The 26,423-nt window shown below is 71.2% G+C and carries 26 protein-coding genes; 9 read left to right on the forward strand and 17 right to left on the reverse strand.

What is annotated here, in order from left to right:
* Positions 1–42: 42 nt before the first annotated feature.
* A complete protein-coding gene (locus FB561_RS06175; protein ID WP_145803943.1) occupies positions 43–780 on the forward strand; it encodes an ATP-binding protein in 738 nt (245 codons plus the stop codon).
* Complete coding sequence (locus FB561_RS06180) at positions 777–1,445, forward strand: response regulator (RefSeq protein WP_145803945.1); 669 nt, start codon at positions 777–779, stop codon at positions 1,443–1,445. The genes FB561_RS06175 and FB561_RS06180 overlap by 4 nt, the downstream gene beginning before the upstream one ends.
* Before the next feature lie 11 nt (positions 1,446–1,456).
* Here FB561_RS06180 and FB561_RS06185 read toward each other — a convergent pair whose 3' ends face one another.
* From FB561_RS06185 to pelF, 4 genes are all read right to left on the reverse strand, one after another.
* Positions 1,457–2,236, reverse strand: coding sequence for an endo alpha-1,4 polygalactosaminidase (locus tag FB561_RS06185; RefSeq protein ID WP_202880553.1), 780 nt, complete (start codon positions 2,234–2,236; stop codon positions 1,457–1,459).
* Between the two features lie 224 nt (positions 2,237–2,460).
* Complete coding sequence (locus tag FB561_RS06190; protein WP_145803949.1) at positions 2,461–3,225, reverse strand: spherulation-specific family 4 protein; 765 nt, start codon at positions 3,223–3,225, stop codon at positions 2,461–2,463.
* A gap of 15 nt (positions 3,226–3,240) precedes the next feature.
* On the reverse strand, positions 3,241–4,635 hold the full coding sequence (locus tag FB561_RS06195) for a hypothetical protein (RefSeq protein WP_145803951.1): 1,395 nt from the start codon (positions 4,633–4,635) through the stop codon (positions 3,241–3,243).
* Positions 4,632–6,053 carry a GT4 family glycosyltransferase PelF gene (pelF, locus tag FB561_RS06200; RefSeq protein WP_145803953.1) on the reverse strand — a complete coding sequence of 474 codons (1,422 nt, stop codon included), beginning with the start codon at positions 6,051–6,053 and terminating at the stop codon, positions 4,632–4,634. Before pelF ends, FB561_RS06195 begins: the two co-directional genes overlap by 4 nt.
* 204 nt (positions 6,054–6,257) lie before the next feature.
* Between pelF and galE the strand changes: the two genes are divergently transcribed.
* The 4 genes from galE to FB561_RS06220 all read left to right on the forward strand — a co-directional run bounded on the left by galE (position 6,258) and on the right by FB561_RS06220 (position 9,858).
* On the forward strand, positions 6,258–7,250 hold the full coding sequence (galE, locus tag FB561_RS06205) for a UDP-glucose 4-epimerase GalE (protein ID WP_145803955.1): 993 nt from the start codon (positions 6,258–6,260) through the stop codon (positions 7,248–7,250).
* A gap of 168 nt (positions 7,251–7,418) precedes the next feature.
* On the forward strand, positions 7,419–7,832 hold the full coding sequence (locus tag FB561_RS06210) for a VOC family protein (RefSeq protein ID WP_145803957.1): 414 nt from the start codon (positions 7,419–7,421) through the stop codon (positions 7,830–7,832).
* 80 nt (positions 7,833–7,912) lie between these two features.
* Positions 7,913–8,971 (forward strand): maleylacetate reductase, encoded by a 1,059-nt coding sequence (locus FB561_RS06215; RefSeq protein WP_145803959.1) that lies wholly within the window; start codon positions 7,913–7,915, stop codon positions 8,969–8,971.
* A complete protein-coding gene (locus FB561_RS06220; RefSeq protein ID WP_145803961.1) occupies positions 8,968–9,858 on the forward strand; it encodes an intradiol ring-cleavage dioxygenase in 891 nt (296 codons plus the stop codon). Before FB561_RS06215 ends, FB561_RS06220 begins: the two co-directional genes overlap by 4 nt.
* On the opposite strand, the gene FB561_RS06225 is transcribed toward FB561_RS06220, so the two are convergent.
* Together FB561_RS06225 and FB561_RS06230 are read right to left on the reverse strand one after the other, a co-directional pair.
* Positions 9,846–10,646, reverse strand: coding sequence for an endo alpha-1,4 polygalactosaminidase (locus FB561_RS06225; RefSeq protein ID WP_145803975.1), 801 nt, complete (start codon positions 10,644–10,646; stop codon positions 9,846–9,848). The genes FB561_RS06220 and FB561_RS06225 overlap by 13 nt on opposite strands.
* A gap of 9 nt (positions 10,647–10,655) precedes the next feature.
* Entirely contained in the window at positions 10,656–11,315 is a 660-nt protein-coding gene (locus tag FB561_RS06230; RefSeq protein WP_145812798.1) for a TrmH family RNA methyltransferase, read from the reverse strand.
* Between the two features lie 34 nt (positions 11,316–11,349).
* On the opposite strand from FB561_RS06230, the gene FB561_RS06235 reads away from it, so the two are divergent.
* On the forward strand, positions 11,350–12,069 hold the full coding sequence (locus FB561_RS06235) for a DedA family protein (RefSeq protein WP_272952531.1): 720 nt from the start codon (positions 11,350–11,352) through the stop codon (positions 12,067–12,069).
* Positions 12,070–12,162: 93 nt separating this feature from the next.
* Here FB561_RS06235 and FB561_RS06240 read toward each other — a convergent pair whose 3' ends face one another.
* From FB561_RS06240 to FB561_RS06275, 8 genes are all read right to left on the reverse strand, one after another.
* Complete coding sequence (locus FB561_RS06240) at positions 12,163–12,552, reverse strand: hypothetical protein (RefSeq protein WP_238334673.1); 390 nt, start codon at positions 12,550–12,552, stop codon at positions 12,163–12,165.
* Positions 12,553–12,766: 214 nt separating this feature from the next.
* A complete protein-coding gene (locus tag FB561_RS06245; RefSeq protein WP_145803977.1) occupies positions 12,767–15,745 on the reverse strand; it encodes an AfsR/SARP family transcriptional regulator in 2,979 nt (992 codons plus the stop codon).
* Positions 15,746–16,143: 398 nt separating this feature from the next.
* Positions 16,144–17,028, reverse strand: a complete 885-nt coding sequence (locus FB561_RS06250) for a LemA family protein (RefSeq protein WP_145803979.1) — start codon at positions 17,026–17,028, stop codon at positions 16,144–16,146.
* Positions 17,029–17,064: 36 nt separating this feature from the next.
* Positions 17,065–18,066: a quinone oxidoreductase family protein gene (locus FB561_RS06255; protein ID WP_145803981.1), complete on the reverse strand. Its 1,002-nt coding sequence runs from the start codon at positions 18,064–18,066 to the stop codon at positions 17,065–17,067.
* 14 nt (positions 18,067–18,080) lie between these two features.
* Positions 18,081–18,440 (reverse strand): hypothetical protein, encoded by a 360-nt coding sequence (locus FB561_RS06260; RefSeq protein WP_145803983.1) that lies wholly within the window; start codon positions 18,438–18,440, stop codon positions 18,081–18,083.
* Entirely contained in the window at positions 18,437–19,300 is an 864-nt protein-coding gene (locus FB561_RS06265) for a DODA-type extradiol aromatic ring-opening family dioxygenase (RefSeq protein WP_145803985.1), read from the reverse strand. The genes FB561_RS06260 and FB561_RS06265 overlap by 4 nt, the downstream gene beginning before the upstream one ends.
* A 12-nt stretch (positions 19,301–19,312) precedes the next feature.
* Entirely contained in the window at positions 19,313–20,113 is an 801-nt protein-coding gene (locus FB561_RS06270; protein ID WP_145803987.1) for a citryl-CoA lyase, read from the reverse strand.
* Positions 20,110–21,294 carry a CaiB/BaiF CoA transferase family protein gene (locus FB561_RS06275; protein ID WP_145803989.1) on the reverse strand — a complete coding sequence of 395 codons (1,185 nt, stop codon included), beginning with the start codon at positions 21,292–21,294 and terminating at the stop codon, positions 20,110–20,112. The genes FB561_RS06270 and FB561_RS06275 overlap by 4 nt, the downstream gene beginning before the upstream one ends.
* A 207-nt stretch (positions 21,295–21,501) precedes the next feature.
* Between FB561_RS06275 and FB561_RS06280 the strand changes: the two genes are divergently transcribed.
* Positions 21,502–22,998 carry an amidohydrolase family protein gene (locus tag FB561_RS06280; RefSeq protein ID WP_145803991.1) on the forward strand — a complete coding sequence of 499 codons (1,497 nt, stop codon included), beginning with the start codon at positions 21,502–21,504 and terminating at the stop codon, positions 22,996–22,998.
* Between the two features lie 55 nt (positions 22,999–23,053).
* The gene (locus FB561_RS06285) at positions 23,054–23,881 is read left to right on the forward strand and encodes an IclR family transcriptional regulator domain-containing protein (protein WP_145803993.1); all 828 of its coding nucleotides are present in this window, start codon (positions 23,054–23,056) and stop codon (positions 23,879–23,881) included.
* On the opposite strand, the gene FB561_RS06290 is transcribed toward FB561_RS06285, so the two are convergent.
* The 3 genes from FB561_RS06290 to FB561_RS06300 form a co-directional block, all read right to left on the reverse strand.
* Complete coding sequence (locus FB561_RS06290) at positions 23,851–24,546, reverse strand: type III secretion system chaperone family protein (RefSeq protein WP_145803995.1); 696 nt, start codon at positions 24,544–24,546, stop codon at positions 23,851–23,853. The two genes, FB561_RS06285 and FB561_RS06290, sit on opposite strands and share 31 nt — an antisense overlap.
* Entirely contained in the window at positions 24,546–25,091 is a 546-nt protein-coding gene (gene pyrE, locus FB561_RS06295) for an orotate phosphoribosyltransferase (protein WP_145803997.1), read from the reverse strand. Before pyrE ends, FB561_RS06290 begins: the two co-directional genes overlap by 1 nt.
* Positions 25,092–25,775: 684 nt before the next feature.
* Complete coding sequence (locus FB561_RS06300) at positions 25,776–26,420, reverse strand: class E sortase (RefSeq protein WP_145803999.1); 645 nt, start codon at positions 26,418–26,420, stop codon at positions 25,776–25,778.
* Positions 26,421–26,423 lie beyond the last annotated feature (3 nt).

Raw genomic sequence — 26,423 nt, forward strand, 5'->3', positions numbered from 1 at the left:
GGGTGGGGGGTGGGCACCCGACCGTCGACGGTGGGGGGCACCGTGACCGTAGATGTGCTGTCGCACATTCCTTTGCAGCGCTTCTCCAAATCTGGGGCGAAGCTCGTTCCGGCCGATATCTGGCACGACCTGGTGCACGAATTCGCGACCATCCAGGCGTTGACCGCGGCCGCATTGCTGATGCCGGAGGGGAAATCCCAGCACCGGCTGATCCGGTTGATCGAAGCCGAGACGGTACAGATCTCGGACCTGCTCAGCTCGCTCGGCGCCCAACCGGCCGAGCCCGAGCCGGCCCGGGCGGTCGCACCCAAGCCTCGGCCGTCGGTCGTCGCCGAGCCGGCGCCGGTCGTGCCGCTCGAGCACGCCGACGTGGTCGAGGTCGTTCGTGATGTCGTCGAGCCGCTCGAGCCGACGACGCCGATCGTGCTCGAGTTCCACGCCCGGCGGCGGCCCGCGACGGCCGCGGGCGGGTACCGGGTGGGGATGAGCCGGGTCGCACTGCGGCGAGTGGTGCGCAACCTGGTGGGAAATGCGCTTCGGGCGGCGCCGGACGGCCGAGTGGAGGTCCGCGTGGGTCCGGGAACGGACCCAACGGGGGTGGCGATCGAGGTGGCCGATTCCGGCCCGGGCTTCGGGCAGGCGCCCCGGGGCCTGGCCGGGCACGGACTCTCGATCGTCGCGGGCCTCACCTCGGCCGCCGGTGGCGATCTCGAGATCGGCCGGTCGGATCTGGGCGGCGCTCGCGTCACCGTGACGCTGCCGTTGACCCGCGCAGGATGAGCGGCGAGACCGCGGTCCGGCTGATCGTCTGCGACGACCACCAGGTCTTCGCCGAGGCGCTCGCGGCGGTGCTGTCGGCCCACGGGTACTACATCGCCGCGGTCGTCAACGACCCCGCCCAGCTGCTGGAGTTGTTGCGCCAGGACCTGGCTGACCTCTGTGTCCTGGACCTGAGCTTCCCCGACGCCGACGGGCTCGAGGTGGCCGCGCAGATCGCCGCGCTCGATCCGGAGATCCGCATCTTCGTCCTGACCGCCCGGACCGGTTCCGAGGTCCTGCGCAAGGCGGTCTCGGCCGGAGCCCGCGGGGTCGCGTCGAAGGAGCGCGGGATCGACGACATCCTGACCGCGATCGGCCGGGTGGCCGGCGGCGAGATCTACTGCGACGACAACCTGCTCCGGGACGCGCTCGGCCTGTCCGCGACCCGGCAGAGCCAGGCCCAGTTCCTGGCGTCGTACGTGACCCCGCGCGAGCACGAGGTGCTCACGTACCTGGTCGCCGGGATGACGACCGAGGGGATCAGCCGCCGGATGGGCATCTCGAAGACCACCGTCCGGGCCCACGTGCAGTCGATCCTGAGCAAGTTCGGCGTGCACTCCCGGCTCGAGGCGGTCAGCTACGCGATCGCCAACAAGGTGATCGAACCGCCGGGCCATCGCGGCTGACCCCGCACTGATCAACACGGCTGACGGGCCGGTCCGAGATCGTGTGGTTTGCGCATCGAGCTGAACCCGAACACCCTGGTCTGCGCGCAGAACTTGCCCGGCGCCAGCTCGTACTCGACGTGCAGTACCGCCTTGCCTGCTTGGACGAACGGGACGAGCTTCGCGCATTCGCCGTACTGCGCGCACTGCTCGTTCACCGCGAAGTCGAAGGACGGCTCGAGCTCCGCGACCTGGGCGAGGTCGTTCTTCAGCCCGACCGACATCCCGTGCTGGTGGACCACGTCCGCGATCCACCGGTTGAACCTCAGCTGGTCCGCGGCGGTCAGGGCGAACCCGCTCTCGTTGGCGTACCCGTCCACGTTGTCCGGCTCCACCGCGTCGAATCCCTTGCGCCGGCAGACCGCGATCTGCCGGGTGAGCACCGGCTTGATCGCGTCGAGGCGGCGGATGTCGAGCCAGCGTTCGTCCGGCCAGTCCTTCAATGCCTTGCCCATAAGGGATTCCTGGTACCCGTCGCCCTGCCGCGCGGCGCCCGCGTTGACGTAGCAGATGACCCGGCGTCCTTGCTTGTGGAGCTCCGCGACCTGCGCGGCTGTGGTGGTCGCGCCGTCGACGTTGTAGATCGGCACGTCCACCGACAGGTCCAGCGGCCCGCTGAGCTGCCACTGCCACGCCGTCGAACGTCTGGGGATCCACCGGTCCCCTGTCTTCGGCAGCGCAGGCGTCGGCGTGACGGCGGGCGGATTCGCCCCCGGCGGTTTCACCTTCGACGAGGACGTCGGCGCCGGCACGGCAGGACTTGACTCGGCAGTGCTTGATTGCACAGGGCCAGGTGGTACGGAGGTCGGTGACTTGGGAGTGGCCGACGGCTGCTGTGTCGCGGCGGGGCCGGTCTTCGCAACCGGGGTCGACGCCCCGGCCGCTGTCGGTCCCACCGGCCCCGCCGGCACCTCAACCTGAGCAGCGCCACATCCCGACAACGCTAGCGCCACCAGGGAGATCCACAGCTTCCTCCTCATGCGCGCGTGCTGTGCCGCGCGCCGATACCGAGACGGTCCATCTCGTGCAGTAGTTCGGCCGACAGTCCGCACCAGGGATTGGCGCCGCCTCGGTCCGTCGCGAACACCAGCGCCGCGCCTTGCGACGCCGTCCGCTCCAGCACGGATTCGAAGCCGCCCGGCGGAACGTCGTACACCAGGTGCCACAGTCGCTCCGGCGGAATGTCCCCGGGCCGCCGCATCGTGGTCAGCCGGCGGTGCACCGTGTCCACGTTCTCGAACACGCAGCACACGTCGAACGTCTCCAGGTAGTCCTGGTGCGGGATCACGCCCGGATTGCCGACCAGGACCTCGACCCCGATCTGCCGGGCGAAGGCGGCGATCGGCTTGTAGTAGCCGAGGTTCGCCGGGTCCGCCGAGACGCGGTCGAACATCACGCCCTCGACGTCGTACCGCTCCTTCCACACGGAGATGTCCTCGAGCACCTGCGCCGACGGCCGGGCCCCGTAGTCGGTGTCGACGTACCCGTGCAGTGGGACGCCGCCCTGCCGGAGCGCGTCGAGGCCGCCCGGGTAGTACGGGTCGTCGGCCAGGCCTGGTCCGTTCGCCACGTTCACCACGGCGAAGGCGATCCGGCCGGCCTGTGCCTGCCGCATCAGCTCGGCCCACTGCTCCGGGTTCTCGGCCGGGTGCAGGTACCACGGGACAGCGAGGCGGAGGTCCGCGGGACGGACGGCGGGCAGTGGTTCGGCGGGCTGCCGCCGGGAGAACCTGAGCTTCATGTGACCAGTCCTCGTCTATCGGTGGAGTTCCGGGCGGACCAGCAGCCGCAGGGCGATGACCGTCAGCGCGACGGCCAGCGCGAGAGCGACCAGCAGGTACTCCAGGGCCAGTTGCGCGGCCAGGGGCTCGACCGGCAGGGCCGGCAGCAGTTCCCGGGCAGCAAGCAGGTACAGCGCCGCGGCACTCGCCACCAGCACGGGCAGCAACTGCTGGAAGGCGACCAACATCAACGCGGCCAGGAACGCCCACCCGAGCGCCCCCGCCCCGGCGAACCGCAGCAGCGTCGCCAAGTCGCTGCTCCGGGCCAGCAGCACGATCGCGACGGCCGTCAGCACGGTCAGCCCGAGCAGGTAGCCGCCCAGGCACCGCCGGAGCGCGCGTCGCAGTGCGGCCGTCGCGTCGGCCCGTGATTCCGCTGTCCGCAAGGCGATCTCGGCACTCCGCCGGTACCGCGCGAGCTGGAACTCGGCGACCAGGACGCCACACATCAACGGAGCCATCGTGACCGCGATCGCCACCGACGTCGGGGCGCGGACGCTGTCCACCAGCGCGATGCTGAGCAGCAACGCCAGCGACAACCCGTACCCGACGTACGGCATCGCGCCCGCGGTCGCGGCACGGGCCAGCTCGGCGGACGGCGCCGTGGCCCCGCGCAGCAGCAGGCCCACCCAGCCGACCGCGATCACCAGCGTGCAGCAGATCGCGGCCAGCACGAGCCACCGCGGGACCAGGCTCGGCTGGATCAGCGCCGGGATGCTCACGCACAACCCCGGGACCAGCGCGATCCCGATCACGGCCGGCCGGCCGAGGACCAGCGCGATACTGGACGACAGTACGAACGCGATCTGCCCGACCGCGAGCACGACGGCGGGCCAGGTCACCCAGCCCAGCAGCCCGACCACGACCCCGGCGACCAGCGAGCCGGCCACCGTGACCAGGGCGAGCTTCATCATCTGGAACCGCGCCCCGGTGGCCGAGCCGGCCCCGAGGACGCGGTAGCCCACGTACGCGATGCCCTGGCCGGCCGCCCAGCCGACGATCACGGCGGCCAGCACCATCGCGACCAACGGCAGCGACGGGTGCCGGCCGAGCGCCGCGCCCGTCAGCAGGGCCGGGAGGACGAACACGAAGCCGCGCAGCAAGGTGTCCCGGACGTCGACCTTCGGCGGCGCGACCTGGGCCGGCGTCACCGGCTCCCCGGCCGTGATGGCCTCGTACCGCTGCCGCGCCAGCGCGAACACGTCGGTGTGGCCGTACCGCTGCCGGGCCAGCCGGTCGCTCACCCCGCTCGCCTCCAGGGTGGCCGCGACCTCGAACGCGTCCACCGGAACCACCTCGCCGCCGGGGCGGACCGCGAGCTCACCCGGCCGTTCGGGGACGGCCGGCAACAGGACGGAATCAGCACTCATGAAACCCCTCCGCTCAGAAGCTGCAGCTCTCCCGGTACCGCGGCGTCGTAGAGCTCGCGGTAACAGTCCAGCGACTGCTGCAGGGTGAAGGTCGACAGCGCCCGCTTCCGGCCCGCGGCGCCCAGGTCACGGCGCAGGTCGTCGTCCGTCAGCAGGGTCAGGCACGCCTCGGCGAACGCCTCCGGGTCCCGCGGCGGCACGATCAGCCCGGTGGTGTCGACGGCGTCGGCGGTCCCGCCGACGTCGGTGGAGACCGTCGCCCGGCCGCACATCATCGCCTCGATCACGGTGTACGGCATGCCTTCGGAGATGCTCGACAGCGCGACCACGTGCCCGGCCGCGAACGCGATCCGGGAGGACGCCACCGGTCCCTCCAGCCGGATCCCGTCCCGGACGCCGAGCTCCTCGGCCAGTCGCAGACAGCGGTCCCGGTAGGCCTCGTTGCCGGCCGGGGTCGGCCCGAACAGCCGCAGCATCGTGGCCGGCAGCTTGGACCGGACCAGGGCGAACGCGCTGATCAGCGTCTCCAGGTCCTTCAGCGGGTCGATCCGGCCGACCCAGCTGATCGTCGGCACCCGCGGTTCGTCGGTGAGCTCCTGGTACGCCTGCGGGTCGACCCCGTTGTAGACCGGCAGGATGATCTCCGGGTCGGCGCCGAGCCGTTCGGCCCAGCGCGCGTTGAACTCCGCGACCGGCGCGACGAAGTCGGCGTTGCGGTAGCCGACCGCGGTCAGCATCCGGAGGAACCCGAGCACCACGAACCGCACGCTCTGCGGCAGCTCGAGATCCTGGAAGGCGAGGTACCGCTCACGCAGGTAGACACCGTGCTCGGACATCACGAACGGTGTCCCGTGCCGCCACTTCTCGGCCAGCGCGACCATCGTCGGCAGCCCGTTCGACACCGCGTGGCACAGATCGGGCTGCGTCTCCAGCCGCACCGTCAACGGCAGCAGGGACCGCTCCAGCAGGGTCACCGCTGTCAGCGCGTCGTGGACCGACAGGTTGTCCTGCCGATCCGCGGCCGGCCAGACGGTCAGCAGCTCGGTGAGCAGGTCCGCGGAGCGCAGCGCGGGCCCCAGGTCCATCTCCGCGGCCAGCAGCGCCAGCTTGAACAGGCCGATCTCGAACATGTCCAGCTCGTCCCGGACGATCCCGCCGAGCAACGCCCGGACGGCGCGGATCACCCGCGGCTGGTAGTCCCGCCGGCGGCGAGTCGAGGCCGGTCCCCACAACGGCACGGCCCGGAGCGAGCGGACGTTCGCCGGCAGCTCCCACTGCGGCCGCTCGTTGCCCGAGGCCACCAGCGTGACCAGGTCGAACGTGTGCTCTCCCAGCCCGTTGACCAGCTTGTCGCACCAGGTGCTCACGCCTCCCGGTACGTACGGGTAGGTGCCCTCGTTGATGAGCACGACGTCCATCCCACTCCCCCCGTCGGTCGTCTGCCGGACCCAGCCTGCCCCGGCCCGTGGACGCGGTGATCCGGCAACTGAGGGGACCAGGGGTATCCGCCTGCACTAGTGCAGGTGACGGAGAGAGGATGCGCCGGACTGGGCCGGACGGAGGAGCTGTGGTCCGCCAGCTGCACGTTCCGGGGTCCCGGCCGGCGCCCGACGCTGACTGGCATGAACCGACAGATCTGGTTGCTCACCGGCGGCGCCGGGTACATCGGCGCGCACGTGGCCGCCGCGATGCGCCGGGCCGACCGTGAGGTCCTGGTGGTGGACGACCTGAGTACAGGCGATCCCGCCCGGGTCCCGGCGGACGTGGAGCTCGTCGCCGCCTCGGTCCTCGACACCACCGAGCTGGCGGACGTGATGAAGAGCCACCGGATCGCCGGGGTCATCCACCTGGCCGCGAAGAAGGCGGTGGCCGAGTCGGTCGACCGTCCGCTGCACTACTACCAGCAGAACGTGCACGGGACGGCGAGTGTGCTGCAGGCGATGAGTATCGCGGGGGTTCGCCGCCTCGTCCTCTCCTCCAGTGCGGCCGTGTACGGCGTCCCGCCGCCGGGGCCGGTGACCGAGTCGACGCCGACGACACCGATCAACCCGTACGGCGTGACCAAGCTGATCTGCGAGTGGCTCGTCCGGGACGCCGCGTCGTCCCTGGGGCTGTCCTGGATCGGGCTGCGGTACTTCAACGTCGCCGGTGCCGGGGATCCGTCCCTGGGAGATCCCGGCGTCGCCAACCTGATGCAGCTCACCCTGCAGGCGCTGAGCCGTGGATCCCGGCCCCAGGTGTACGGCCGCGGCCACGACACCCAGGACGGCAGCTGCGTCCGCGACTACGTCCACGTCGCCGATCTCGCCGATGCGCACCTGGCCGCCGTGGACCACCTGCACAGCCGGGACACGACCCGCGCCGTGTACAACGTCGGGTGCGGCCGTGGGTACAGCGTGCTCGAGGTGCTCGCCGCCGCCCAGCGCGTCACTGGGATCCGCCGCCCGTACGAGGTCGTCGCGGCCCGGCCCGTCGACCCGCCCTCGGTGGTCGCCGACCCGGCCCGGATCCGTGCCGACCTCGGCTGGTCCGCCCGGTACGACCTCGACGCCATGGTCCGGTCCGCCTGGGACGCCTGGCAGTACGCGCACACGCCGGCGTTGACGGCCCGCTGATTCCCACCCGGGAAGGTCCCCGCTTCCAGACTCCCCACACCCGTCGAGGGAGCGGGGACACCCGGGTGGGCCGGAAGTCGCCAGAAAAGTGCTCGCTCGATGAGCACTTATCAGTGCGATCGTTGATTTCGTCAGCAGGGCAAGGGAATCGACGAAAGGACCAGCATCATGTTGCGAGGCTTTGCGACCGTCAGCTTCTACGTCACCGACCTGGCGGCGGCCCGCGCCTGGTACTCCGAACTCCTCGGCATCGAGCCGTACTTCGCGGTGCCGACCCCGGACAACCCGAGCTACCTGGAGTACCGCTTCGGCGACTTCCAGTGCGAGCTCGGCCTGATCGACGCGAAGTACGCCCCGCACCAGGTCGGTACCCCGGCCGGCGCGATCGTCTACTGGCACGTCAACGACCTCGAAACCACCTTCGAGCGGCTGCAGAAGCTCGGCGCCACCGTCAACGAACCGATCACCGCCCGCGGCGACACCGGGTTCCGCACCGCCTCCGTCGTCGACCCGTTCGGCAACGTCCTCGGCGTGATGTACAACCCGCACTACGTGGAGATCTTCGAGTCGCTGCGGAAGTGACCGGCGAGCACCCTTGCGCGGTGCGGCCGCAGCGGTGACGGTGTGTTCGACGGGGTTCTCGGGTTCGAGGGGTGATGGCGATGGCCGAGTCGTTCGTGCACGTCGAGCCGGGGGGCCGGATCGTGTTCGGGCCCGGGACGCTGGACCGGGTCCCGGACGAGGTCGACCTGCTCGGGATCGGGATCGGCCGGGTGCTGCTGATCGCCACCGCCTCGGCCCGCGACGACGCCGACCTGCTCGAGGTCGGTCTCGGTGATCGCTTCGCCGGCCGGATCGACGGGGTCCGTCAGCACGTCCCGATCGAGCAGGCCGAGGTGGCCCGGGCGAAGGCGGCCGAGGTCGACGCCCGCGGCCTGGTCGCACTCGGCGGCGGCTCCGCGGTCGGCCTGGCCAAGGCGATCGCCCTGACCACCGGCCTGCCGATCATCGCGATCCCGACCACGTACGCCGGATCGGAGCGGACCCCGGTCTGGGGACTGACCGTGGACGGCCGGAAGTCCACCGGTACCGATCCGGTGGTGCTGCCGAGGACCGTGGTCTACGACCCGCTCCTGAGCCGGCGGCTCCCGGTCACCGTGACCGCGGCCAGTGTCGCGAACGCGATCGCGCACTGTGTGGAGGCGATCTGGACCCCCAAGGCCGACCCGCTCACCGAGGTGGTCGCGATCGAGGGCGCCCGGACCCTCCGGGCCGGCCTGCTCGGAGTACTTGCCGAGCGCACCGATCTGGAGGCCCGGAGCAACCTTCTTCTCGGGGCCTGCCTGGCCGGATCCGCGCTGGCCCAGGCCGGGACCGGCTTGCACCACCAGCTCTGCCATCTCCTCGGCGGCCAGTTCGGCCTGCCCCATGCGGAGACCCATGCCGCGGTGCTTCCCCAGGTCACCCGGCTGCTGGCCGGGAACGTCCCGCGCGCCAAGGCGAGAATGGAAGCGGCCCTGGAGACCGAGGACCTCGCCACCGGACTCTTCGACCTCTTCCAGGCAGCGGGCGTACCGACGAGCCTCGGTGAGCTGGGGCTGACCGAGGAGCAGGCCGTTGCTGCGGCGAAGTCGTTCGACGGCCAGGTCTCCGTGGACCAGCTGACCGATCTCCTCGTCCGGGCCTGGTCCGGCCGACGACCTGAAGGGACCGGACGATGAGCGGAACGAACCTGGCCGGCGACGAGCTGACCTCGGCCGTGGTGGCGAGCTTCGACGGCAGTCCCGACCCGCGGCTGCGGGAGGTACTGGGCGCGCTCGTCCGGCATCTGCACGCGTTCGCCCGGGAGGTCGACCTGACCGAGGAGGAGTACTTCGCCGGGATCGACTTCCTGACCAGGACCGGGCAGATCTCGACCGGCACCCGGCAGGAGTTCGTGCTACTCGCGGATGTCCTCGGCCTGTCCATGCTGACCGTCGGCCTGGGCAACCCGAAACCACCCGCCGCCACCGCTTCGACCGTCTTCGGGCCGTTCTTCGTCGAGGGATCACCGGCGGTCGAGCTCGGCGGCGACGTCGCGAACGGCGCACCCGGGCAGCCGTGTCTGGTCAGCGGCCGGGTGCTCGCCACGTCGGGCGAGCCGATCGCCGGGGCGTTGGTGGAGACCTGGCAGTCCGACGAGGACGGCTTCTACGACGTGCAGAAGGACCTGGCGGAACCGCAGAACCGCGGCCACCTGACAACCGATGCCGAGGGCAACTACTCGTTCTGGGCGGTCCGGCCGGTGGCGTACCCGATCCCGGCGGACGGCCCGGTCGGCGAACTGCTCCGGGCCGGCGGCCGGGGTCCGATGCGGCCGGCCCACATCCACTTCATGGTCACCGCGCCCGGGTACGCACGGCTGATCACGCACGTGTTCGCGGCCGGGGACGAGCATCTCGGCGACGACGCGGTGTTCGGGGTGAAGGACTCGCTGGTCGCCGAGTTCACCGAGCACCCGGCCGGCTCAGCCGCACCCGATGGACGCGAGCTGGACCGGCCGTGGTTCAGCGTGGAGTACGACCTGGTCCTCGCCCCGGTCGAGGAGACCCGACCTCAGCAGGGTTGACGGTCCGGGCCGAGGTCGAGCGGTTTGCGCATCGAGCTCATCCCGAGCTTGCGGGCCTCGGCGCAGAAGTCCTTCGGATCCAGCTCGTACTCGACGTGCAGGACCGCCTTGCCCGCCCGCAGGAACGGCTCCAGCTCGTCGCACTCGGAGTACCGCATGCACTCCTCGTTGACGGCGAAGTCGAAGTCCGGTTCGAGGGCGGCCACCTGGTCCAGGTCGTTCTTCAGCGCGACCGACAGGCCCCGGGCGTGCGCGAGGTCCGCGATCCGGCGGTTGAAGGTGAGCTGGTCGTCGGCGGTCAAACCGAAGCCGCTGTCGTTGGCGTACGCGTCCACGTTGTCCGGCTCGATCGCGTCGAACCCCTTGTCCCGGCACTGGTCGAACCGGGCCGCGAGAATCGGTTCCAGCTGGTCCCATCGGCGGATGTCGAGCCAGCGTTCGTCCGACCAGTCCTCGAGCTGCTTGCCGAGCACGTCCGCCGGGAACCGGTCCTTGTCCGGCCGGAAGTCCTCGTACGTGCCGACGCTGACGTAGCAGATCACGTGGCGGCCCTTCTCGTGGAGCTCGGCGACCTGCTCGGCGGAAGTGGTCTGCCCGTCCACGTCGTACACCGGGACGTCGACGTCGAGGTCCAGGTCGCCGCGCAGCTGCCACTGCCAGGGCGCTCCCTGCTGCGGGGACCAGCGATCGCCGGCCGGTGCGGTGGTCCTCGGTGGCGGCTCCGCGGAGCTGTCCGCGCACCCGGCGAGTACGGCCAGGCACAGTGCCGCGACCACGAGCCGTCTCATCGCCGGTCCCTAGGTCCGCTGACCGAAGGTGTGCCGGCGGATCCAGGCGTGCATCGCGATCGCGGCCGCCGCGCTCGCGTTGATGGACCGGGTCGACCCGTACTGGGCGATGTTCAGCACGTCCGTACAGATCTCGTGCGCCGCCTCGGTCAGACCCGGGCCCTCTTGTCCGAACAACAGCACGCAGGCCTCCGGGAGCTCGTAGGTCTCCAACGGTACGGACCCGGGCAGGTTGTCGATCCCGATCACCGGCAGCCCGTGCTCCCGCGCATACCCGGCGAGGTCGGCCAGTTGCGGATGGTGCCGCACGTGCTGGTAGCGGTCCGTCACCATCGCGCCGCGACGGTTCCACTTCCGGTTGCCGACGATGTGCACCTCGCGGGCCAGGAACGCGTTGGCCGTCCGGACCACCGAACCGATGTTCAGGTCGTGCTGCCAGTTCTCGATCGCGACGTGGAACGGGTGCCGCTGCCGGTCCAGGTCCTCGACGATCGCCTCGAGCCGCCAGTACCGGTACTTGTCGACCACGTTGCGCCGGTCACCGTGCGCGAGCAGTTCCGGATCGAGCCGGGGGTCGTCGGGTGGATCCCCGGGCCACGGCCCGACCCCTACTTCGGCCGGGCCGACCAGATCGGCACCGACCAGGTCAGCCGTCCCACCACGATTCATCTCCCGCACAGGTTGGGACGCTACCCTGTTGCCCGTGCTACCTCTCATCGCGATGCTGATGCCGAACTGGATGGACCCGGAGTTCCTGCTGAACTGGCTGGGCGACTGGGCTCTGTGGGGGACCGCCGCGGTCATCTTCATCGAGTGCGGGCTGCTGTTCCCGATCCTGCCCGGTGACTCGCTGCTGTTCGCGGTCGGCCTGTTCATCGCGCTGGGCACGATCGGCGTGCCGCTCTGGCTGGCGTGTGTGGTGCTGACCGCGGCCGCGTTCCTGGGCAACGTGTCCGGGTACTACATCGGCCGCGCGCTGGGGACCACGCTGTTCAAGAACCCGGACGCGAAGTTCCTCAAACCGAAGTACCTCGACCAGACGCACGCGTTCTTCGACAAGTACGGTCCGCGCGCGCTGGTGCTGGCCCGGTTCGTGCCGATCGTGCGGACCTTCATCACCGTGACCGCCGGCGCCGGCAAGATGGACCCGCGGAAGTTCTTCTTCTGGACCGGCATCGGCGCGGTGCTGTGGGGTACCGGCGTCACCCTGCTCGGGCACGCGCTCGGCCGGATCGACTTCATCCACGAGCACCTGGAGTCGGCGCTGATCCTGCTGGTCTTCATCTCGATCATCCCGATGATCGTCGAGTTCGTCCTGGCCAAGCGCCGCGAACGCCGCAACGACCACAACGGCGACGGCCGCGACGACCGGTACGACACCGCCGCCGAGCGCGCCGCGGTGATGGAGAAGATCAACGAGTGAACTGAGCGGCGTACCGGGGGCTCGCGGGCCCTCAGTACGCCGCGCAGCGTGTCCGGGACTCCAGGGCCCCGAACGCCCAGTGGCCGAACGGTCTCAGTGGCCGAACGGGAAGTGCGGGTCGGACCAGAGGTAGTCGGTGCTGAGCTGGTCGAGTACGCCGATGCCGATCCGGCCCGACGGCAGTGGCCCGACCAGCCGGCCGGACCCGAGTGAGCAACCCACCCGAACCCGGTCAGCCGCCTGGTACCAGACCAGCGCCCCCCGTGGCGCCGCCCCTTCGTGCAACAGGGCGTGGTGGTCGAGCCACTGCAACGCGTCGGCCGGATCGTGCCAGCCGCTGTCGTTCGCGTAACCGAACGCCATCCGCTGGAACTTCAACGACCACTCCTGCCAAGCCGCGGACCCGATCCGAGCCAGCTGCCACTCCAGAGCCGACTCCGTGTCCCGCGGATTCACCACCCGCATCGCGATCCGCCGTCCCACTCACAACACCCCCCGGCCGCCAAACCCCCATCCTCGGCAAACCGCCGCGACAGCAAAATTCTCACCACCCGACATACACGGCCGATACATTCCCCCCAAGCCGGTGTGCGGTTGGACAGGAGGTCATCACCGTCGCCGGAGGCTGCTCACCGGACCTGAGCGGCCGGCCCAGCCAGCACCGCGAACCACGTCCTGTCCGGATGCACGCGGCCGGTCAGCTGACAGCGAGGTCTGTGGTCAGTTGGGTGAGGTCTTTCTTGGCTTGGGTGACTTTGGTGTCGTTGGCTATCTGTTGCCAGGCCCGGATGGCTCGGTTCAGGTAGCGGCGGGCGAAGTCGGGGTTGCCGGTGGACCGGTGGAGGCGGCCCAGGTTGTGGGCCGCGTCGCCTTCCACGCTGCGATCGCCGAGGCGGTGGCCTACTTCGATCGCCTCGAGGAGCATCTTGCGGGCGGCCGCGTCCTCGCCCAGCACCATCAGGACCTCGCCCAGTTCGGCTCTCGCGTACGCCGCGCAGTGGTCGTCGCCGATGCCTTTGAAGATCGCCAGGGACGCCCGCAGTTGCCTGGCCGCCTGGTCGGGCCTGCCTTGGCGGAGGCGGAGGGTGGCGATGCGGCGGCGGACCTTGGCTTCGCGGTGCCGGTCGCCGAGCCGGACACCGAGCAGGAACGCCTCGGCCAGGTACCGCCCGGCGGTGACCGTGTCCTCGCGGGCCAGCCAGATCGAGGCGGCCGCGCTCCGCGCCACCGCTTCGCCGTTGCGGTCGCCGACCTCGACGAACGCGTTCACCGCCTTCTCGTACTGCGGGAGCGCCTCGTCCGGCCGGCCGCGTTCGCGCAACCACGTCCCCAGGCCGACCGCGGCCACGCCCTCGCCCAACCGGTCGCCCACTTCGGCGAACAGCGAGGCCGCCGCGGTCAGGTGTTCCCAGGCCGGTTCCCAGTCGTCGCGGTACAAGGCGAGCTGGCCGAGGTTCCGGTGCAGGATCGCGCTGCCCCGGCGATCACCGCACGCGATCGCGCTGAGCAGCCCGGGCCGGTGGGATTCGTTCCAGTCGTCGAAGCCGGCCCGCATGTCCAGGTACGGTCCCCAGGCCGCCGCCAGTCGCCAGGCCTGCTCGTGCAACTCGTTCTGCGCGGCGGCCCGGATCGCGGGGACGAACGTGCTCCGCTCACTGTCGAACCACGCGATCGCGTCCGCGTCGGTGAACGGCTCCGGATCCGGCGCCCGCAGGGGTCCCTCGTAGTCCAGGCTGCCGAAGTACTCGAACGGCAGCGCGGCCGCGGCTCGGCGGACCTTGTGCAGCAACGCGTCCAGGACGGTCGCCAGGTCCTCGAGCGCCTGCGCCTTCTGGGCCTCGTCGCCGACGCCGATCGCGTGCAGCCGCAGCAGATCGTGCACCCGGTACCGCGCTTTGCCGGTCGCGTCCACCGAGCTGATCTGGACCAGGTTCACCTCGATCAGCCGGTCCAGCGCACGTCGTACCGCGGCCGGGCTCGCCACCGGTTCGAGCACGCGGGCCGAGAACACCCCGACGGCGAAGTGGCCGATCAGCCGGTACAGCCGGGCCTCTTCCGCGCTGAGCGAGTCGTAGCTGAGGTCGGCGCTGGTCCGGACCGCGAGCTCGCCGATGCTGAGCTCGTCGAGGCGGTTCGTCTCGTCGCGCAGCCGGCGGGCCAGCTCGGCCGGGCTGAGGTCGGGGCGCTGGGCGAGCCGGCTGGCCACGATCCGGATCGCCAGCGGCAGGTTCCCGCAGGCCGCGAGGATCTCCTCGGCCGCCGCGGACCCACCGTCCACCCGGCCCGAACCGGCGACCCGCTGGAACAACTCGGCCGCCTCGGTGTTCTCGAACGTGTCCAGCGGAACGCTGTCGGCGCCGGCCAGGTCCATCAACCGGTTCCTACTGGTGATGACGACCGCGGACGCGCCCGTCCCCGGCATCAGCGGGAGCACCTGGGCCGCGGACGCGACGTCGTCGAGGATGATCAGCACCCGCCGGCTGGCCAGCTCGGACCGGAGCATCGCGGACCGCCGTTCCGGATCGGCGGGGACGGCGAAGTCGGGCACGTTCAGGCTGAGCAGCAGGTCGGTGAGCGCGCCGCCGGGATCGCGGGCCTCGGTCGCGCCGCGCATGTCGAGGTAGATCTGCCCGTCCGGGAACGACTCCCGCACCTGGTGCCCGAGCCGGACCGCGAGCGAGGTCTTGCCGGTCCCCGGCGCACCGGAGATCACCGCGATCGGCGGCCGGACCGGGTCCCGGCCACAGACCAGGTCGCGGAGCCGGTCCAGGTGGTCCTGGCGGCCGGCGAAGTCGGCGAGGTCCAGCGGCAGCTGGCTCGGGGGCCGGCGCGGATCGGTCAACGCGGGCGCCGCCATCAGGCCGGGCGGCTCGGCGGTCGGCTCCGGCCTCCGGATCGGCGCCGGGATGCCCGGATCGGGCCAGTTCGCGGAGCGGCCGTGTTCGGCGCGGGCACCGGCGGCGGCGAGTTCGTCGCCCGGTTCGACGCCGAGCTCGTCGGCCAGCGTCCGGACCGCCTTCTGGTACGCCGTGCGCGCCTCGGCCGTCCGGCCCGCGGCGGTCAGGGTGTCGACCAACCGCCGCCACAGCTGCTCGTCGTACGGATCTTCGGTGAGCCGGGCGCTGAGCAGGACGGCGGCGCCGGCGGCGTCACCGTGGTCGAGCCGGAGATCGAGCAACGTGTCGACCAGGCCGCGGTACTGGGTCTCCAACCGGGCGATCGACCCCTCCCAGGCGGCTGAGATGCCCAGGTCGATCAGCGGGCGGTCACGCCACAGCGAGTACGCGCGGGACAGCACCTGCATCGCCTGCCGGCCCTCGCCGGCGTCCCGGAGGTGGCCGCCTTCGGCCAGTAGCGACTCGAACAGGCTGGAGTCGAGCTCGTCGACGCCGACCTCGATGCTGTACCCGGAGGCGGAGGTGTCGATCGGCGCCGGCAGCCCGGCCTCCTGCAGCACCCCGCGCAGCGCCCGGACGTACGTGCGGATGTTCGCGGTCGCGGAGCGGGGCGGGTTGCCTTCCCAGAGCGCGTCCACGATCAGGTCGGTGGAGACGAACCTGTTCGGGTGCAGCAGCAGGGTGGCGAGGAGCTGGCGCGGTTTGACCGCGCGGAGGGGCTGTCCCTGGACGTGACCGAGCCGCAGAGGTCCGAGGATTTCGTACCTCAGACTGTCCACTTGGTCGCCCTCTCAACTAAGTCGGCCCCCATGGTGGCATCCCGCCGGGCCACCGGGAAGGCTCCGGAGCTCCGATGTACGCCGCGATGTATGCCGGATGTATGCGTCCCGGGCATCGTGGTGGCCGTACCGGGGGGAGGGCAGGAACGGGGTGACGGACTGACCGCCGTCGCGACCGGGCCTGCGATCGGGACTCGTTCCCGACCCGGGACGAACGCGGGCGCTGGGCAACGGTCGTCGGGGGGCGGCCGGGGGGAGGCTCAGCGCCCACCGGGCCACCGGTCCGGGTGCCTGTGCGGGCACCCGGTCCGCGAAGCCTGCCGTGTCACCGCATCAGGGGAGCCGGGTGACGCGGCGGAGGGAGCGTCTCCGGGCTGCGGGGAGCCGGGTGACGCGCCCTACTGGCCACCGGTGAACGGCGGTTGACCGTCCTGCGGAGCGGGGGTTCCCGCGGGCGGCCCGCCCACCGGTGGCCGCCCCTGGTCCGGCGCCGGCGGCTGGCCCGGCTGCCCCTGGTACGGCTGGTTCTGCTGGTACTGCGGGTTCTGGTACTGCTGGCCCTGGTACGGCTGCTGGCCCTGGTACGGCTGCTGGCCCGGCTGGAGCTGGGAGTAGCCGGCCTGGTCGTTGCCCGGCATCTGCGGGTGGATCTGCCCCGAGGACTGCTGGCCCGGCTGCATCTGCGGCGGCGCCTGCTCACCGGCGACCGAGCCGATCGTGCCGAACGAGACCTGCGGGACCGACCGGACGGCCTCGTCGTTGACCTCGAAGTAGCCGGCCTTCTCGAACTTGAAGCTGCCCGCGATCAGGTTCGACGGGAACGCCTCGATCCGGGTGTTGTAGTCCCCCACGTTGGCGTTGTAGAACCGGCGGCCGGCCGCGATCCGGTCCTCGGTGTCGGTCAGTTCGCGCTGCAGGTTGAGGAAGTTCTGGTTCGACTGCAGCTGCGGGTACGCCTCGACGGAGATCATCATCTGGCGCAGCGCACCGGACAGCTCACCCTCCGCGGCCGCGCGTTGCTCCGGCGTCGCGCCCTGCACGTTCACCGCCTGGGTGCGCAGCCGGGCGACCTCCTCGAACACATGCCGCTCGTGCGCGGCGAACGCCCGGACCGTCTCGACCAGGTTCGGGATCAGGTCGTACCGGCGGTGGAGCTCGACGTCGATCTGCCGCCACGACTCCTGGATCAGGTTCCGTTGCTTGACGAACCGGTTGTACGAGACGATCAGCGCGATCGCCAGGATCACGACGAGCGCCACGATCACGATGATGACTGCGGTCATTCCCTGCTCCCGAGTGTCGGTGACTACCCCGCGACTCTAGCCCTCCGCGGGTCCCTGGCCGCGGTCACTCATCGTGAGGACCAGCCGGCCGGCGGTCTCGCCGGCCGATTGACGCTGCCAGGCCGCGGCGACGTCGGCCAGTCCGGCAATCTCGTGGGCGACCCTGATCCGACCGGTCCCGGCGTGCGGCAGGACCGCGGTCAGCGCGTCCCGGCGTTGCTCCGGGGTGATCGCGTTGTTGGTGTAGCCGAGGATCTCCGCGGACCGGCTGCGCAGGATCGCTGACGAGAAAGTTGCCTCATCACCCGAAGCGCCGCCGAGATTCACCAGCCGGCCACGCTCGGCGAGGACCCGGGCGGCCGCAGTCGCCGCGGTCCCGAACACCGGGTCGATCACCACGTCCACCGCACCACCCGTCGCCGCCGCGAGTCGGGCCGTGAGTTCGTCGACGTCGGGTGACGGGGTGACCACGTCGTTCGCTCCGGCCGCGAGTGCGCGTCGTCGTGCCTCGTCGGACCGGCACACCGCGATCACCTGGGCGGCCCCGAGGACTCCGGCCGCGCCGATCGCCGCCTGACCGACCGCGCCGCCACCACCGAGGACGAGTACGCGCTCCCCCGGCTGGAGCCGCGCCCGCCAGGTCAACGTCATCCACGCGGCCACCGCGGACAGACCGAGCGCGGCGACGACGGTGTCGGGAACCGGCGAGTCCAGCGGGATCAGGTCCGTATCTGGGACGGCGCACCGCTCGGCCAGGCTGCCGTCACCGGCCGCCATTCCCGCCGACGTCGCGAAGAACACCCTGGTCCCCGGCGACATCACCGCCGACTCCTCGACCACGCCCACCCCTTGGACCCCGGGCACATACGGCACCGCCGGCGGCCCGAAGTACGACGTACCCGACGCGCAGAGCAGGTCGAGCGGTACGACGGGGGCCGCGGTGACCCGGACCACCGACTGGCCCTCGCCGGCGACGGGATCCGGGTGATCCGCGTGCGCGGGCGGTTCGCCATGGGTACGCAGGACGGCAGCTCGCACGGGTTCTCCTCGGCTCAGGTGGCGATGTCGGGGTACGGCGGGTGCAGGTGCGCCATCGCCCGACCGTACGCCTTCTGGTACTCGAGCGGACCGTGGTCGCGCTCGAACATCGCGATGAACAGCGTCAACGTGAGGAACGGATGCGCGCCCAGCTCGAACAACGCCACGTGGTCGTACTCGCGAAGCGCGCGCCGCTCCTCGTCGGTGAACGCGAGCCAGGTGGACCGTTCGTCGCTGGTGCAGTTGAGCAGCTTGTTCGCGTACTCCTGCTCCCACCAGGTCACCGTGCCGGCCGCGTCCGCGCGGTACCGCTCGACCAGCTCGGGATCGCGGTCGACCGTGAAGAGGAACTTGTCCAGCAGGTACTTGCTCATGCCGGCACTCCGTTCGGGTACCAGGTGAAGTACGCCTCCCTCGTGTGGAAGAGGTCCAGCGAGTCGACGTGATCGGCCTTCGCGCCGGCCCCGGCCACGCCCATCATCAGCAGGAAGTCCATGAACCCGTGCGTCGCGTTGCCCGGGAGATGCAGGCTGTCCAGCGTCACCTCGGCCAGGCATCCGTCCAGGTCGCCGCTCGCGATCCAGTCGATCGCCTTCCGGTCGAACACCGGATCGGGCCCGTGCTCGCCGAACTGCCGGGGACCACCGAGTTCCAGCGACAGGTGCCCGGTCCCGATGATCGCCACCCGCTGGTCGCCCGGCCAGGACTCGACCAGCCGCCGGATCGTCCGGCCGAGCTCGACGAATCGCCGCGGCCGGGGCAGCGGCGGCGCGAAGATGTTGGTGTAGATCGGCACGATCGGCAGGTCCGCCTGCGGCCGCAGCGTGATGATCGGGCAGGTGATGCTGTGGTCGATCCGCAGTTCGTTGCTGAAGGCAAGGTCGAAGCCGGCGTCCAGGCCGTTCCGGAGGATGTGCGCGGCCAGCTGCTCCTCACCGGGCAGCGTCATCCGGGGCAGGCCGAACTCGCGTTCCTCGTTGTAGAAGTTGCCGTCGAAGAACGGCGCCTTGCCGACCAGGAACTGCGGCATGTTGTCCAGCCAGAGCTGGTGGAAGTGGTCGCTGCCGACCATCACCAGCACGTCCGGCCGGGCCTTGGTCAGGGTCTCCCGGAACGCCTCGATCTTGGCGACCCACGCGTCCGCGAACGGCGGCCGGTCGTCCCCGGTGGCCGTGCTCGCCCGGTAGTAGAAGGGATGGTGGGTGGAGGCGATGACCGCGGCGACTGTGGCCATGACGTGGCTCCCTCAGGTCGGATCGACGTAGACCGCGTGCCGGTCGACAGTCAGGTAGGTGTCCATACCGATCGGCCGGCGCCGCTCCTCCGCGAGCTGACCGAGCAGGCCGGCGGCCCTTGCCAGCAAGGCGAATCCGCGCAACAGCTCGACCGGCAACCCGAGATCGGCGAGCGCTGCACCGCACACCCCGGCGCCGTTGAGCGGGAGGCGCCGGCCGAGTACCTGCTCGTGGACGCGGCCGATCGCCTCGAACAACCGCAGATGTGGTCCGCGCAGCCCCTCCTCCGCCGCGATGCCGATCAGTACCGGGGTCCGCGGATCCTGGACCTTGTGGACCGGGTGGCCCAGGCCAGGGACGTACCGCTTCGCCGCCTTCGCTTCGGCAACGACCTCCAGCGCCAGCGCATCCCAGCCGGCGTCGTCGGTCGGCAGGTCGCCCTCGTGGCGTTGCAGGGCTTCGTGGAGGAAGGCGCCGCAGTCCTCGGTGACGCCGAGGAAACGGGACCCGCCTCCGAGCAGGCCGGCCGCGAGCGCGCCTTGCAGCGAGTCGGGCGCGGACAGGTACGTCAGCCGGGCCGCGATCGCCGTCGGGGTGAAGCCGTGGTCCGCCAAGGCAACCAGGACCGCCTCGAAGACCCGCGTCTCCCCCGGGGTCGGCCGGCGCAACGCGACCAGCCAGAAGGCGAGTTCGCCGAATCCGACCTGGCCCATCAGGTCGGCCGTCAGGTCCTGCCCGAGCAGCCGGATCTCGTCCGCGGTCGACGTACCGAGCGAGGTCGGGAAGGACAGCCCGTGATCGGGTTCGGTCATGCGGAACGCTCCTCGTCGCCGGGTCCGCGGCCGTCCCGTGGGCCCGCCAGCCAGCGGCGGAGTTCGGCGCCGTGCTCGTCCAGGTCCGGCGGCGGCAGGCGGTACCCGGCCTTGGTCTCGGAGAACGTGATCGGGTTGCGCACCGTCGGGATCGAGCCGACCGTGACGACCGGGTCCAGGCCGATGTCCTCGGCGAACGCGACGCCGCCGTCGACCGTGTTGATCGGCCCGCACGGGACGCCCGCGGCGATGATGGCGCGGAACCACTCCAGCTTCGTCCGGGTCTGCAGTCGCTCGACCAGCAAGGGCCGCAGCTCGTCCCGGTTCGCGGTCCGCTTCTCGTTCCGGTCGAACCGCGGGTCGTCGGCGAGCTCCGGGATCCCGAGAACGTCCACCAGCTTGCGGAACTGGCCGTTGTTCCCCGCGGTGATGATCAGCTCGCCGTCGGAACACGGGAGCGGCTCGTACGGGAACAGGCTCGGGTGGCTGTTCCCCATCCGGAGTGGGACGACCCCGCCCGCGACGTACGCGCTGGACTGGTTCACCAAGCCGGACAGCGCGGAGGACAGCAGGTTCACCTCGACGTGCTGACCGCGGTTGCTGGCGTGACGGGCGTTCAGCGCGGACAGGATGCCGATCGTCGCGTGCAGTCCCGCGATCACGTCGAACACCGAGATCCCGGCCCGGTACGGTTCGCCGTCCGGGTCGCCGGTCAGGCTCATCAACCCGGAGATGGCCTGCACGATCAGGTCGTACCCGGGAAGCGCGGCGCCCTTCGGTCCACTACCGAACCCGCTGATCGACGCGTACACGATGCCGGGATTCCGGGCGGCGACCGCGGCGTAGTCCAGGCCGTACCGGGCCAGGCCGCCGGGTTTGAAGTTCTCCAGCAGCACGTCGGCCCGGCCGGCCAGCTCCTGCGCGGCCGCGAGGTCGGCCGGGTCCTTCAGGTCGAGCGCGATCGACCGCTTGTTGCGATTCACGGCCAGGTAGTACGTCGAGACGCCGTCGCGCACCGGCGGCTGCCAGGACCGGGTGTCGTCGCCGCCGGGGGCCTCGACCTTGACCACCTCGGCGCCCAGGTCGGCCAGCAGCATCGTCGCGTACGGCCCGGCCAGAATCCGGGAGAAGTCGGCCACCAGCAATCCCGCGAGCGGTCCCTGCGGCAGGTCGTCAGGCACGGGTCCCTCCCGTCGTCCAACAAAACGGACACTTGTCCGCACTGAGCGTCAACGGCAGTCTCGATCGCCCCGAGCACCGCTGTCAAGGCGTCGCAGCACGACCTCTTGACAGACCTCCGTAGCGATTCAATAGTGAACTTATCGCCCTCTGACCGACATACGGACGTATGTCCGACCGCTGCGCGACGACAGTTTCAGGAGGAGACCATGTCCACTGCGGAGGCGCCGGCGACCGGCCGGCCGGTGGTCCTGCGGGGCGGCACCGTGCTCACCATGGACGACCGCCACACCGTGCTCACCGACGCGGACGTCCTGGTCGAGGGCGACCGGATCGCCGCGGTCGGGCCCGCGCTCGCGGTCCCGGACGGGACGGCGGAGATCGACGCCCGCGGCGGGATCGTGATGCCCGGGATGATCGACACCCACCGGCACATGTGGCAGACCGCGATGCGCGCGTACGGCGCCGACTGGACGCTGACGCAGTACTTCGTCTGGTACTACCTCGAGCACGGCAAGGTGTTCCGGCCCGAGGACGTGCACGCCGGCAACCTGGTCTCGGCCTGGGAGTCGCTCGAGGCCGGGGTGACCACGACGGTGGACTGGTCGCACGGTCTGCAGAGCGTCGACCACGCCGAGGCGGCCGTCGACGCGCTGCAGTCCGTCCCCGGCCGGTTCGTGCTTGCCTATGGCAACATCCAGGCCGGGCCGTGGGAGTGGACCGCGGATCCGGCCGTCCGGTCCTTCCTGGAACGCCGCCGCGCCGCCGCCGACGACCTGCTCGGCCTGCAGCTGGCGTTCGACGTCACGGGCGATCCCGCATTCCCCGAGCGGGCCGCGTTCGAGGTGGCGCGGGACCTCGACCTCACCGTCACCACGCACGCCGGGGTCTGGGGCGCGACGAACGACGACGGGATCCGGCTGATGTACGAGCACGGGTTCATGACGCCGCGGACCATCTACGTGCACGCCGCCACGCTGACCGAGGACTCGTACCAGCGGATCGCGGCGACCGGCGGTTCGGTCTCGGTGTCGACGGAGTCCGAGCAGAGCGCCGGCCAGGGGTACCCACCGACCTGGCAGGTCCGCCGGTACGGGATCGACGTCTCGCTCTCGCAGGACACCAGCGTGTGGTGGAGCGGCGACCTGTTCTCGGCGATGCGGACGACGCTGGGCGCGGACCGGTCCCGCGAACACCTGGAGGCCCACGTCAAGGGCGAGACCGTCACGCACTCCCACCTGCGCGCCGAGCACGTGGTCGACTGGGCCACCCGGGGCGGCGCGAAGGCGCTCGGCCGCGACGACCTGGGCAGCCTCGAACCGGGCAAGAAGGCGGACGTCGTGCTGATCAAGAACGACGCGTCACCGGTGTCGTTCCCGCTGGTGAACCCGTACGGTCAGGTCGCCTTCCAGTCCCAGCGTGGCGACGTCCACACCGTGCTGGTCGACGGCCGGGTGGTGAAGTACGAGCACCGGCTGGTCGACGCCGATCTGCCCGCGGTCCGGCGGAGCGTGGAGGCGACCATCGACCACCTGCGCACGGCCCTCGGCGAGCAGGCCTGGCTCAACGGGATGAACCCGGACCTGCCGCAGGACGAGGTGCTGGACAACCCGTACCAGTACACGGAGTACAAGTCCGAGTCGACCCGGGAGGCGCGCGGCAGCATGTTCGGCGATCCCGGCTCGGGCGGCGACGCCGACGGCTGACGGTACCGGCCGGGTCGTAGGCTCGGGCGGAACCGGTGAGCGGAGGCAGGCACAGATGGCAGGACGAGGCGCGGGACCCGATTTCGTCGAGTCGCTGGCGCGGGGTCTCGACGTACTCGCCTGCTTCGACGCCGACCACCCGAGCATGTCCCTCAGCGAGGTGGCGGCCGCGGCCGGCCTGGCCCGTCCCACCGCTCGCCGGCTCCTGCTGACGCTGGCGGAGCTGGGGTTCGTCCGGTCCAGCGGCGGCGCGTACCAGCTGACGCCGAAGGTGCTGACGCTCGGCATGGCGTACGTCGGCGCGCTCGGTCTGTGGGACATCGCCCGCCCGCACCTGGAGGCCCTGGTCGCCCGGACCGGGGAGTCGTCGTCGATGGCGCAGCTGGACGGCTCCGACATCGTCTACGTCGCCCGGGTGTCGGTGCCCAAGCTGATCGCGCTCCGGGTCGAGATCGGGACCAGGTTCCCGGCCGTGCAGACGTCCCAGGGCAAGGTACTGCTGGCCGGGCTGTCCGCCGACGAGCTCGCGGAGACCCTGGACCAGCCGAGCCGGGCCGGGCTCCCGCCGTACATCGGCCGCTCCGCCGAGCAGTTGCGCGAGGAGCTCACCGAGATCCGCGCGCGCGGCTGGGCCCTGGCCGACGAGGAGCTGGCGCCCGGCGTACGGTCGGTGGCTGCCCCGGTTCGCGACGGCACCGGCACGATCCGCGCCGCGATGAACGTCACCGTCCATGCCGCCGAGACGACCACCGAGCAACTCCTGAAGGACCACCTGCCGCTGCTCCTACGGACAGCGGGCGATGTCAGCGCCGAATGGGCCCGGTGGCAATCTCGGCCCCACGTGGAGGTGGATCAGCCCTCGCGCGGATCCACCCCGGCGTAGTCCCGCCAGACGTACGGCGGGACCTGGCTGACGACCTGCTCGAGCAGGTGCAGGCGGTTCATCACCTCGGGCGGGCTGTGCGGGCCCTTGTCCCAGCCGACCAGCGAGTTGCCCTCGACCCGCCAGCCGATCTCGCCGCGGGCCAGCAGCAGCTCCATCATCCGTGGGTGGATCACCGCGTGACCGAAGCGCTCGTCGTCCGCCTTCACCCGGAACGCGCGGTTGAACTGGTCGCTCTCGAACTGCAGGTCGGCGAACCCGAACGCGTTCGCGACCGCGCCGCCGAAGATGCCCTCGTGGGTCACCTCGAGGTGCGGCAACGGGCCGGGCAGCTGCAGCACGACGACGCCGTACTTGTGCGTCGTCGTCCGCCGCCGGCCCTTCGAGTCGGTCGAGTGCGTCTGGTAGCTGTAGTCGAAGGCAACCATCTGGCGACCCTGCACCGCCCCGGTCAGCACGTTGCGGACCCGCCGGTGGTCACCGGTCTGGAACGGCTCGCCGCCCCACTGCCCGGCCAGGCCGTGGTTCTCCTCCTGGTACGTGAACCCCTGCTGGGCGGCGAAGGTGGCGAACTCCTCGCGACGCTTCTTCGCGGCGTAGTAGTTGAAGTACGCGATCGCGCCCGCGATCGCGAGCCCCACCACGATGAGGAGGGCGACCTCCATCAGCTCAGGCCCAGGTCGGTCAGCCCGAACGCGGCCCGGTACTCCAGGCCCTCGGACTCCACCTTCTCCTTCGCACCGGTGGCCCGGTCCACGATCACCGCGACGGCGACCACCTCGGCCCCGGCCTCGCGCAACGCCTCGACGGCGGTGAGGACCGAACCGCCGGTGGTGGAGGTGTCCTCGACCGCGAGCACCCGCCGGCCCTTGACGTCCGGACCCTCGATCCGGCGCTGCATCCCGTGCGTCTTCTCCGCCTTGCGCACCACGAACGCGTCCAGCTTGCGGCCCTGCTGTGCGGCGGCGTGCAGCATCGACAGCGCGACCGGGTCGGCGCCCAGCGTCAGTCCGCCGACGGCCTCGTAGTCCAGGTCCGCGGTCAGCTCGAGCATCGCCGGGCCGATCAGCGGCGCGGCCTCGGCGTCCAGCGTGACCCGGCGCAGGTCGACGTAGTAGTCGGCCTCCTTCCCGGACGCCAGCGTCACCCGGCCGTGCACGACGGCCTTGCCCTTGACCTGCTCCAGCAACGCCTCACGATCAGCACTCATAAGCACCCACCCTAAGCGACCCCCCGGCCACCCCTTCTCCCCACCGAACCCCGCACCCCCAGTACGCCCGCCCACCCCGGCCCCGCACGCCCGCCCCCACTTTGAGCACCCACCCGCCACGCCCACCCCCACCGAACCCCCAGTACGCCGCACACCCCGACCCGCGCCCCCGCGCGCCCGTCCCCACTTTGAGCACGCACCCGCCACGCCCACCCCCACCGAACCCCGCACCCCCAGTGCGCCCGCCACTTCGTGCACCGACCAGCCACCCAGAGCCGCCCATTTCGACCAGCCCGCGCACAAAGTGGTACTCGGCAACCACCTTGAGCACAGACCGGTCACCGGGGCCCGCCGAAGGTGGCCGGGCCGTGCACAAGGTCAGGGGTGACGGCTTGGGGCGGGGCGCTGGGTGACGCGGGGCGGGTGGCGTGGCATGGCGGGTGCGTGCTCAAAGTGGGGTTGGGCGCGCGGACGCGCGGGGTGCGAGGTCGGGGTAGCGCGGGGTGCTGGGTGACGGGGTGGCGCGGGATGGGGCGGGGTGCTGGGTGACGGGGTGGCGCGGGATGGGGCGGGGTGCGCGGGATGGGGCGGGGTGCTGGGTGACGGGGTGCTGGGTGACGGGGTGGGGGCGGGGTGGCGCGGGGTGCTGGGCGTGGGGTGGGCGGGGGCGGGGGCGGGGGCGGGTCAGCGCTTCTTGGTTTGGGTGACCAGGTGGCCGAAGGCGATGGAGCGGTCCGGGGAGTGGAAGAGGTCCTGGCAGGTGGTCAGGGTGATGGTCGGCCGGGTCGGTGCCTGGCCCGGGTGGCCCGGGACCGGGTCGAGGACCCAGGTGTCGGCCGGTTTCAAGGTGAGGTCGCGGGGCGAGGTGTCCAGCTCGTACGTGTAGACCGCGTCCCGGGTCTCGACGACGACCTGGTCCCCCTTGTCCAGGTCGAGCAGCCGGCGGAACGGCGACCCGTGGGTGACCCGGTGACCGGCGATGGCGAAGTTGCCGGGCTGACCGGGCAGTGCGGTCTGCGGGTAGTGGCCGATCCCGCGGGCCAGGTCGTCGGCGGTGACGCCCTCGACCACTGGCTTCTCCCAGTCCGCGCCGAACTTCGGGATCCGCAGCAGCGTGATCGGCGTCCCGGCCGCCGGTTTCGCGGTCGTCGGCTCGGTGGTCGGCGGCTTCGGGGTCTGCCACTGGTCCCGCAGGTCGCGTTCGAGCTGGTCCATCGTCCGGTTGGAGGTGACCCCGGTCCCGAAGTACTGCCAGCTCACCCAGCCGATCAGGCCGAGTCCGACGACGAGCAGCACGACACCGAGCCCCCGGAGTACGCGCCGTGCCATGGC

Source organism: Kribbella amoyensis (assembly GCF_007828865.1).
Classification (GTDB): Bacteria; Actinomycetota; Actinomycetes; order Propionibacteriales; family Kribbellaceae; genus Kribbella; species Kribbella amoyensis.

What these genes read in the sequence shown, in the direction of transcription:
- FB561_RS06180 (WP_145803945.1), top strand. Translation starts at nt 777, where the DNA reads ATGAGCGGCGAGACCGCGGTCCGGCTGATCGTCTGCGACGACCACCAG.
- FB561_RS06190 (WP_145803949.1), bottom strand. Translation starts at nt 3,225, where the DNA reads ATGAAGCTCAGGTTCTCCCGGCGGCAGCCCGCCGAACCACTGCCCGCC.
- FB561_RS06195 (WP_145803951.1), bottom strand. Translation starts at nt 4,635, where the DNA reads ATGAGTGCTGATTCCGTCCTGTTGCCGGCCGTCCCCGAACGGCCGGGT.
- pelF (WP_145803953.1), bottom strand. Translation starts at nt 6,053, where the DNA reads ATGGACGTCGTGCTCATCAACGAGGGCACCTACCCGTACGTACCGGGA.
- galE (WP_145803955.1), top strand. Translation starts at nt 6,258, where the DNA reads ATGAACCGACAGATCTGGTTGCTCACCGGCGGCGCCGGGTACATCGGC.
- FB561_RS06210 (WP_145803957.1), top strand. Translation starts at nt 7,419, where the DNA reads ATGTTGCGAGGCTTTGCGACCGTCAGCTTCTACGTCACCGACCTGGCG.
- FB561_RS06215 (WP_145803959.1), top strand. Translation starts at nt 7,913, where the DNA reads ATGGCCGAGTCGTTCGTGCACGTCGAGCCGGGGGGCCGGATCGTGTTC.
- FB561_RS06220 (WP_145803961.1), top strand. Translation starts at nt 8,968, where the DNA reads ATGAGCGGAACGAACCTGGCCGGCGACGAGCTGACCTCGGCCGTGGTG.
- FB561_RS06225 (WP_145803975.1), bottom strand. Translation starts at nt 10,646, where the DNA reads ATGAGACGGCTCGTGGTCGCGGCACTGTGCCTGGCCGTACTCGCCGGG.
- FB561_RS06230 (WP_145812798.1), bottom strand. Translation starts at nt 11,315, where the DNA reads ATGAATCGTGGTGGGACGGCTGACCTGGTCGGTGCCGATCTGGTCGGC.
- FB561_RS06250 (WP_145803979.1), bottom strand. Translation starts at nt 17,028, where the DNA reads ATGACCGCAGTCATCATCGTGATCGTGGCGCTCGTCGTGATCCTGGCG.
- FB561_RS06260 (WP_145803983.1), bottom strand. Translation starts at nt 18,440, where the DNA reads ATGAGCAAGTACCTGCTGGACAAGTTCCTCTTCACGGTCGACCGCGAT.
- FB561_RS06265 (WP_145803985.1), bottom strand. Translation starts at nt 19,300, where the DNA reads ATGGCCACAGTCGCCGCGGTCATCGCCTCCACCCACCATCCCTTCTAC.
- FB561_RS06270 (WP_145803987.1), bottom strand. Translation starts at nt 20,113, where the DNA reads ATGACCGAACCCGATCACGGGCTGTCCTTCCCGACCTCGCTCGGTACG.
- FB561_RS06280 (WP_145803991.1), top strand. Translation starts at nt 21,502, where the DNA reads ATGTCCACTGCGGAGGCGCCGGCGACCGGCCGGCCGGTGGTCCTGCGG.
- FB561_RS06285 (WP_145803993.1), top strand. Translation starts at nt 23,054, where the DNA reads ATGGCAGGACGAGGCGCGGGACCCGATTTCGTCGAGTCGCTGGCGCGG.
- FB561_RS06290 (WP_145803995.1), bottom strand. Translation starts at nt 24,546, where the DNA reads ATGGAGGTCGCCCTCCTCATCGTGGTGGGGCTCGCGATCGCGGGCGCG.
- pyrE (WP_145803997.1), bottom strand. Translation starts at nt 25,091, where the DNA reads ATGAGTGCTGATCGTGAGGCGTTGCTGGAGCAGGTCAAGGGCAAGGCC.
- FB561_RS06300 (WP_145803999.1), bottom strand. Translation starts at nt 26,420, where the DNA reads ATGGCACGGCGCGTACTCCGGGGGCTCGGTGTCGTGCTGCTCGTCGTC.